The organism is Vibrio halioticoli NBRC 102217, from assembly GCF_000496695.1.
Classification (GTDB): domain Bacteria; phylum Pseudomonadota; class Gammaproteobacteria; order Enterobacterales; family Vibrionaceae; genus Vibrio; species Vibrio halioticoli.
Genome location: NZ_BAUJ01000011.1, coordinates 20,317 through 28,692 on the forward strand (window position 1 = coordinate 20,317; position 8,376 = coordinate 28,692).

10 protein-coding genes are annotated in these 8,376 nt (G+C 40.7%); 7 read left to right on the top strand and 3 right to left on the bottom strand.

From position 1 onward, the window contains the following. Positions 1–27 precede the first annotated feature (27 nt). Entirely contained in the window at positions 28–558 is a 531-nt protein-coding gene (locus VHA01S_RS04955; protein ID WP_023403255.1) for a DUF3332 domain-containing protein, read from the bottom strand. 314 nt (positions 559–872) lie between these two features. Here VHA01S_RS04955 and VHA01S_RS04960 point away from each other — a divergent pair, with 314 nt between their 5' ends. The 4 genes from VHA01S_RS04960 to VHA01S_RS04970 all read left to right on the top strand — a co-directional run bounded on the left by VHA01S_RS04960 (position 873) and on the right by VHA01S_RS04970 (position 3,160). Further along, positions 873–1,205 carry a helix-turn-helix domain-containing protein gene (locus VHA01S_RS04960; RefSeq protein ID WP_023403256.1) on the top strand — a complete coding sequence of 111 codons (333 nt, stop codon included), beginning with the start codon at positions 873–875 and terminating at the stop codon, positions 1,203–1,205. 3 nt (positions 1,206–1,208) lie between these two features. Beyond that, complete coding sequence (locus VHA01S_RS18605) at positions 1,209–1,331, top strand: hypothetical protein (protein ID WP_255209302.1); 123 nt, start codon at positions 1,209–1,211, stop codon at positions 1,329–1,331. A gap of 20 nt (positions 1,332–1,351) precedes the next feature. Continuing rightward, complete coding sequence (locus VHA01S_RS18610) at positions 1,352–1,708, top strand: HipA domain-containing protein (RefSeq protein ID WP_240432779.1); 357 nt, start codon at positions 1,352–1,354, stop codon at positions 1,706–1,708. 336 nt (positions 1,709–2,044) lie between these two features. Beyond that, positions 2,045–3,160 (top strand): Fic family protein, encoded by a 1,116-nt coding sequence (locus VHA01S_RS04970; RefSeq protein ID WP_023403258.1) that lies wholly within the window; start codon positions 2,045–2,047, stop codon positions 3,158–3,160. An 85-nt stretch (positions 3,161–3,245) separates the two neighbouring features. On the opposite strand, the gene VHA01S_RS04975 is transcribed toward VHA01S_RS04970, so the two are convergent. Together VHA01S_RS04975 and VHA01S_RS04980 are read right to left on the bottom strand one after the other, a co-directional pair. After that, positions 3,246–4,271: an HD domain-containing phosphohydrolase gene (locus tag VHA01S_RS04975; protein WP_023403259.1), complete on the bottom strand. Its 1,026-nt coding sequence runs from the start codon at positions 4,269–4,271 to the stop codon at positions 3,246–3,248. A gap of 125 nt (positions 4,272–4,396) precedes the next feature. After that, complete coding sequence (locus VHA01S_RS04980; protein ID WP_023403260.1) at positions 4,397–5,464, bottom strand: sensor domain-containing diguanylate cyclase; 1,068 nt, start codon at positions 5,462–5,464, stop codon at positions 4,397–4,399. A 301-nt stretch (positions 5,465–5,765) separates the two neighbouring features. On the opposite strand from VHA01S_RS04980, the gene VHA01S_RS04985 reads away from it, so the two are divergent. From VHA01S_RS04985 to VHA01S_RS04995, 3 genes are all read left to right on the top strand, one after another. Further along, entirely contained in the window at positions 5,766–6,773 is a 1,008-nt protein-coding gene (locus VHA01S_RS04985) for an AraC family transcriptional regulator (protein ID WP_023403261.1), read from the top strand. A gap of 127 nt (positions 6,774–6,900) precedes the next feature. Then, complete coding sequence (locus tag VHA01S_RS04990) at positions 6,901–7,557, top strand: HAD family hydrolase (protein ID WP_023403262.1); 657 nt, start codon at positions 6,901–6,903, stop codon at positions 7,555–7,557. 255 nt (positions 7,558–7,812) lie between these two features. Then, the gene (locus VHA01S_RS04995; protein ID WP_023403263.1) at positions 7,813–8,241 is read left to right on the top strand and encodes a bactofilin family protein; all 429 of its coding nucleotides are present in this window, start codon (positions 7,813–7,815) and stop codon (positions 8,239–8,241) included. Positions 8,242–8,376 lie beyond the last annotated feature (135 nt).

Sequence of the window (8,376 nt, forward strand, 5' to 3'; positions counted from 1 at the left end):
CTCCCCTAAAAAGGGGAGCGAAATAGCTTAAGAGTGGAAGCTTTCTAGCTCCGAAATTGTGGTTTGTGATACCAAAGTGCCATCCATATAAAATCTCACATCTTGCCCTTCCTTGATGCCGGTTAGGGTTGCCGTATCGCCGTTTTGGTACAGAATATCCATTTGCACTGTATTCTCATCAATTTGCACCATCTCACCTGTTTCAATAGTGCGAGTATTCGAGATTGGCCCAATAGGCGCATCAGTAAGGCTTGGGTCTAGCTCATCGTTCATTTCAAAGTGGGTATCCACTTTTGAATCAAAGATGTGTGGCGAGCCGCTAATTGGGTTTTTACCTGTCCAGAATTCCAGTGAGTTAAACACCACATAATCGGCGGCAGTGGTAATGCCATAAACCGGCGCTAGTAAAAAGTTCACCCCCGCTCTTGCATATCGGTTATCAACAACTTCAACGTTAAATTTCATGACTTTCCCTGTAATGGCATTGCTACCAATACAACCAGTGAGTGCTGATGCCAAAACTGTTAATCCAATTACCTTAAGAGCGATTTTCTTCATTACATGACCTGTTTTAATTAAAAGTGTTTGTTGTCGGAACAGGTGTAGTATCGGCCAGATTCGCTGGTGGCTTTTACCATATTATGCCACTTGGTGTATTTGGCGGAGTTTTTGTTTTTATTGCTTTGGAGTCTATTGAATGTTGTTTTTATGAGCGTGATTTGAACGTAATTTGAATGTAGAAACTGAAATAAATGATGGAAACATAATTTAAGTCAGCATCTTAATATTTATAATGTATATTACTTTGCCTTTATTTTATTGTGAAACTATAATTTCCTTTATCAGTGGTTAAGTGAAAAAATAGTTTTACTATGAATGCAGATACTAAGAGCTCTATATCCTTAGATAAACGCAGTGCGGTTGTCTTTCCCAAGCATTTAAAGTCTTTAGAGCGACTAGGTGAAAACATCACACTTGCGATCAAGCGGCGAAAACTAACACAAGACATCATGCACAAGCGAACAGGTTTATCAAAGCCAACGCTACGCAAAATTTGTAAAGGCGATCCAACGGTCTCTATTGGGCATTATGTCAATGTGCTTGCAGTTCTGGGGTTGGTAGAAGATGTTGAGGTAGTGGCTCGTGATGATGCTCTAGGAAGAAAGTTACAAGATATAGAGCTTCTTCGCTCAGGGAGAAAGTAATTAATGGAAATCTATGTCTACGCAGATTGGGTTGAGACGAACACACCTGTTTTAGTGGGTACTTTGAGAAGTGAAGTGGTGCGCAAAAAGAGCATTTTAGCTTTACGTATGATGAAGAATGGTTAAAGTCTCCTATCGTAAATCAAATCGACCCAGAGCTTCATTTATACCCTGGTGAGCATCATGTATTCTTAACAAAGCGATTTGATAGAACTGCAGATAACCGTCGTATTCACTTCACTTCTGCAATGACTCAGCTTCAATATTTTGATGGTAATGATGACGGAGCGAGCTATTTAGAGTTAGCTGAATTCCTGATTAATTATGGTAGCAATACTAAGAGTGATTTGAAGCAACTATGGACAAGAATGCTGTTTAATATAATGGTCTCTAATAGTGATGATCATTTGCGTAATCATGGGTTTCTTTTGACAAAGGGGGCTGGGCTCTTTCTCCTGCCTATGATATTAATCCCACTCTATATGCTACTGGTTTACATCTAAATATTGATGATATGAGTAATGAATTATCCCCAGAACTCGCACTAGAAGTGTGCCGTATTTTCAACTTACTGAAAAAGAGGCTATCGACATTCTTCAAAATTTGGTTCGCGTTGTTTCTCGTTGGGAAAAGTATGCGGTAGATGCTGGATCTTCTAGAGGCGAAAGGCAAACGATGGAAGGTTGTTTTATTTAGCGCTGTAGGCAATATTTTTAATCTAATTTGAGTCAATGATATGAATACACACCTTAAACAAATCACATTGTGATTTGAATATTAAGTTTATTCGAATCATAATGTGATTTGAATATGTACTATTTTCGAATCAAGGAGCTTTTATGTGGATTTGGCAACAAGAGTCATGGCCTAACTTTAAGTGGGATAGAAGTGTCATTGAACCTCTTGTAAGAGATACTCGTCTCAATCAAGGTGTTTTGCTTGGCAAGATGCTTTGTCAGCCGCTTGATAAAACTCAAAATCTACTTGATACCTTGTTAGCTAATATTATTCATTCTAGCGCAATAGAGGGAGAGAAATTAAATGCATTTTCAGTGCGATCCTCTCTTGCAAATAGATTGGGCGTTACGGAAGAAAAGCCATTTCCAACCACTACGCAAACGGATGGTCTTGCAGACATAATGTTGGATGCGGTGAATAATCTAGATACCCCATTGACCCTCAAACGAATCTTACAATGGCACTCATTGCTGTTTCCTGAAGGATACACTCTTTTTAATCCTGTGCTTGGTGGACAGTTAAGAGGTGACGCTCCCATGCAAGTCGTATCTGGACGTATAGATAAACCCGTTGTGCATCTTGAGGCACCCACAAGAGATATTCTTGATAATGAACTTTGTAAATTTATTGAATGGTTTAATGAGTCAAAAACGGATGTTTCGCTCGACCCTTTGTTGAGAGCTGCGATCACACATCTGTGGTTTGTAACCTTACATCCTTTAGATGATGGTAATGGCAGAATAACCAGACTTCTTACCGATCTTGCTTTGGCTCAAGCAGAGCAGCAGTCAGTACGGTTTTATGCAATGTCAGTAGCCATTCTGGCAAACCGCAAAAGTTACTATGAAATATTGGAGAAAACTCAGAAAGGCGGAGTCGATATAACGGCTTGGCTAAAATGGTTTCTTATTACGTTGAATGAAACATTTGATGTAGCGTCAAGAGAAATAGAACAAACCGTATTTAAAACGAACTTTTGGAGAAAAACCGACCAAAGTAGACTTTCTCAAGAGCAAACCAAGGTACTTAATAGAATGCTAGATGGGGATTTCCCTGATGGAATAAATACTTCTCAGTACCATAAAGTAGCGAAGGTAAGTAAACCAACGGCGACACGGCATTTAGCTACTCTTGTGGAGCTTGGTTGCCTAGTGAGATCTGAGTCTGGGGGGCGAAGTACACGATATTTGTTGATGGATATAGAAGCTAATTTATGAAGAGGCTTTATATACTAGAGGGTTTCCTTTGATTACACCAAGTGCAATCAAAGAGAAATGATTAACCCAAGAGATAAAAGTAACACTACTGATCTTGATACTGCTCTTTATACCGCAAAATCTCATCAAGGTTTTCGATGAATAGATCCACCAGCATAGGGTCAAAATGTTTGCCTTTTTCACTGCGGATCAGTTCGATGGCTTTTTCAACGCTCCACGCTTGCTTGTAAGGGCGGGCTGAGGTGAGGGCATCAAAGACGTCGGCCATGGCGGCAATTCGACCCACTAGAGGAATATCAGTGCCTGCGGTTTGATTTGGATAACCTGTACCGTCCCATTTTTCATGGTGGTTTTGCGCCACATCAATGGCCACTTTAAGTAGCTCTGAGTGGCTGTATTGCCCTAGAATTTCTACGCTAATATTGACGTGGCTTTGCATGATCTTCCACTCTTCGGCATTGAGCTTGCCTGGCTTTAACAACACTTCATCTGGAATGCCAATTTTGCCTACATCGTGCATAGGTGCGGCGTCACGTAAGGTTTCCGCATCTTCTGCTGTCATACCTGCCGCCAATGCCAACACGTAGCAATAATGGCTCATACGCATGACATGCATGCCTGTTTCGTTGTCTTTAAATTCAGCGGCGCGACCAAGGCTTTGTATGGTTTCTAATTTACCTTCGTTGATCTTTTTAGTTTGCTCTTTTACTTTTTCAAACAAAGCTTTTTGTTGATCGTGCAATGCCAATTGAGTTTTGATTCGGCGCAGTGCAACCGCAGGTGTGACCGGTTTAGTTAGGTAATCGACAGCGCCTAGCTCTAATCCTTTTACTTCATCTTCTGGGGCAATTTTGGCAGTGACAAAAATAACAGGAATGTGCGCTGTATTAGGTTGAGATTTGAGAATTTGGCAAACCTGATAGCCGTCCATCTCTGGCATCATAATATCGAGTAAAATGATATCTGGCTGTGGCTGCATTTGCGCAATATTGATTGCCAGTCGGCCGTTGATCGCAACACGCACTTGGTAGTCATTTTCCAGCACGCCAGTCAGAACATCCAAATTGTTTGGTGTATCATCAACCACAAGCACTATAGGTTTGGAAGTCATTCTTTCCTCATTTAACTCAATGAAATTACGATACTTTTAGTATAGAAATAGAAATAGAAATAGAAATAGAAGTGTAGAAACAGATTGCTTATCTCACCACTGTGTAAGCGTAGAACTTATGTGGATCAGCGTGTTATTTGCTTTACACTGGCTGAATTCATGACTCGGTTTCGCCCAGCACGTTTAGCGCGGTATAACGCTTGGTCTGCTTCGCGATAGGTTTTTAGCTCTTGCTCTAGCACTGGAGATACTCCGCAACTGACGGTCACACCTAGGTTGTGGTTGTTGTGAATACTGGCTTTTAATCGATGCGCAGCATCAATGGCATCAACCATATTTGTTCTGGGCATGAGCACGGCAAATTCTTCCCCGCCAATTCGGCAAACTAAATCACTGTCTCGGCTGTTATTGGCTAAGGTATTGGCGACTTCAATCAACACTCTGTCTCCTTCATCGTGACCATGTAGATCATTGATGTCTTTAAAATAATCGATATCCACAATGATCAAGCAAGCATGAAATAAAGGATCTTGTTTTACCTCATTACTGAGCTTGCTAAGTGCACTATCAAAGCGGCGACGATTCCAGTGATTGGTGAGAGGATCTTTCTCGGTTAAGGTCATTAACCTTTGCTGTGTTCTTTTTAAGTTACTGATATCGGTACAGGTAATGATGACGCGCTTTGTTTCACCCATTTTATTGCGCTGTTTGAGAACATATAGCATCACGCTAAATGGTTCACCAAATTGGCTGATAGCACTAAACTCACCGCTCCAATAGTCACTTACCTGCAATTGTGCCATCACAGTGTTGATTAACTCTGTGTGTTGAACAAAAGGCAGCTCTGTTACAGAAAGAGTGTTGAGTTGCTTTCTTGCATAGCCAGTGATGCGACAAAACTGTTTATTGACATATTCGGTCTTTAGCGATGGATCTAAAATGAGTACTCCCATCACTTTATCAGTCGCCGCTAGGGTCAGGGTTTTATAGTGATGTTGACGTTCAAGGCGATAGATAATAAAAGCAGTCACTAAACTCAGTGCAATGGCTGTAAATACCTCTAAGTTAAGGCTCACCGTTTTTTCTGTCGTTGCGCTTAATGCGATCATCAAACAAGCTAAAATGAAAAGCAGACTAAATAAGCTCGCTTTCCATTTTTGATTTGCTGAGTCGCTAACCAGTAAGTCAGACATGCTCAGCCTTACTTTTGTGTATCCAGTGCTGCGAGCTGCTCTCGAATCATAGTGGCCAGATCGATGTGCTCGGGTAATTCTTGAATGTCTTGGATTTTTGAGTGTACGGTCATCTTTCTTTCCTATTCAGTGGTGAACAAAAAGTATGCATGGCCGGCAAAGAAAGTGCTTACCACTTTACGCCAACCTCAATAAAGAGCTCTGCGTTATAAGTTTTGATGTCATATTACGTGTTGGGTTGGCTAGTAATTTAATGTATTGAATCTATGCTGTATAAGTCACTATATAAAAAGGGAATTTTATGAGTTCGACTGCATTTAATGTGCCTGTATTGCAGACCAATTACGCTAAAATTTTGGTGGAAGTGTGCAGTGAATATGGCGTTGATCTGCATAAATTATTGGAAGACTCCGGGCTGCCCGCGGATTTACTTCAGTCTGAAAGTGACTTTATTCCTTCTGAGTCCATTAAACGGCTACTGTTTTTAAGCTCGAATCAGTTAGGAATGACCAAGTTTACCGAGGTGATTGCGCTAGCGATTAAACGTCGCATTCTTCCCTATATTCTGCACCAGTTTAAGCCGTACAAAACCATTGGTGAGGCACTACCTCATATCAATACCATTTTTAGCAGCGACACTCCTAGTAGCAATGTGTTCTTTAAACAAGAACATGGTTTGAGTTGGTTTTGTGTTAAGTCGGTAGGAAAAGATCGCAAATATTTTCAGTGGGCTGAGGTATTTGCCATTCTTTATATTATTGAGCTAATGAGCCTGCTAACTCACTCTCGTTGGCAGCCCGATAATATTAAAATTCAGGGTACAGAGACTGATATTATTCAATCTATTTTGCCAACAGGATGTAAGCTCTTTATCGATCAGGAATACAAAGCCATTCGCATCCCGCAACAGATCCTTGAACAGCCTATTCATCTAACCTCAGGTTCGTTTAGCTCTAAACCTGCGATTGTGGAATGGCATACTAGTTTTACTGACAATGTGTTTGAGGTATTAAAACCCTATGTAAAAGAGAAAGATCTCAGCGTTGAGTACGCGGCACAGCTGCTCGATTACTCAGTTAGGACCTTGCAACGAAAATTAAAAGCCGAAAAAACCACATTTAGACAACTGAAAGAAAACCTAATGCTGTCCATTGCTTGTGAGTTATTGGAAGAGGGGCACTCTTTAACCTATGTTTCTAGTCAATTAGGCTATGCCAATTTGTCGCATTTCTCTCGCGCATTTAAGCGAGCTTCAGGTTTAACTCCCAAAATGTATAAAGATTCGGTGACGGAGAAGCCGAAGATTTGAATACTGCACCTTCTTTAAAAGAGCAATAGATCGGTATTACTCTTTTCTTAAGTCGCAACGGCACTGATTTGTGATAAGTTAGCCATCCATTTAATGAGTAAAATTCACAGATAGGCAAGAAAGCTCGATGACGTTTAAAGCAGTAATTTTTGATATGGATGGGCTGTTGTTAGATACAGAGCGCGTTTGTTTACAAGCCTTTGAGAAAGCCTGCCATACTTTAGGTATCGAGTTTTTAGAGCCTGAATACTTAGCCATTATTGGGCAAAATGAGCAAGGGATTGAGCGCACCATTCGAGCGGGCTACCCCAAGGATATTGATTATCCCAAGCTTCGTAAACAGTGGATGCAGTATTATCATGCTGTGTCAGAGCATCAAGCTATCCCAGTAAAAGAGGGCGTGATTGAACTCCTTGAATGGCTTAAAAGTCAGCAAATCCCAATGGCTGTTGCGACCTCTACCGACAAACGCCTTGCCCCAATCAAACTTAAACTGGCCGGTCTGTATGATTATTTTGATAGTCTAACTTGCGGCTGTGAAGTGACGTATGGCAAACCTGATCCTGAAATTTATTTATTAGCGGCTAAGCGACTGAATATTGATCCTATGTATTGTTTAGGGTTTGAAGATTCAAATAACGGCGTACGAGCCGGAGTTGCAGCAAATTTACAGATGGTACAAATTCCTGATTTAGTAACCCCAACCGATGAGGTCATCGCATTAGGACATAAAATTTTACCGTCGTTAAATGAGGTGCTATCAGAGCTAAAACAAAGCTTATAGCAGTGAACTGGTTGTTGTTAAGTGGTTGTAAAATAAGTTATTTATTTTGTGTGGCTGTTAGTTGTGTTTCGGGCTAGGGTTTTAGGTATTATTCTTCACTATTGTTTCGTTTTTGATCTTAGGTCACCTTTTGGTGGTTCCAATGCTGTTAAAAGTTGTTCATCTGGCAGTGATCGAGGAAAATACCGCACTTCGTTCACATTGGTTTGGTGAATGTTTCAAATAACACTGCACAGCATAACCAAGAGGTAAATAATGGGATTGTTTGGTCAAAGTAACGGTAAACCTAGTAAACATTCAGCCACCACGCTCATCGCGAAAGGCTGCCAAGTTGAAGGCGTATTTAAACTAGAAAGTGATATGCATGTCGATGGCATTGTCATTGGGCATGTTAGCGTAGAGCAAGCACTTATGGTTACTCAATCTGGACGAGTTACGGGTGATATCTTTGCGGGTAAAGTGATCGTCAATGGTATTATCGAAGGCACTTGTCATGCTACTTCGGTTGAAATCCTTGAAAACGGTCAGGTGAAAGGCACAATCTTTACTGACGACTTGAGCATTGAGCGTGGCGGTAAGTTTAATGGTGATATTAAACCTGCTGAAAAAGAACAAGTGGTTGAGCTTGCTTCAAAAGAGAAAAAAGCTGAGCCGATCAAAGCCAGCAAAGCATCAAATAGCTAAATAGAAACAACGAACATCAATGAAAAAGCCATTTTCCTGATAAGTGAGGGGAAAATGGCTTTTTTAGTTTTGGGCTCTTCGCGGTGAATTAAGATTTATACCAATCACACTAAATAAGTGATCAGAAATAGCGCA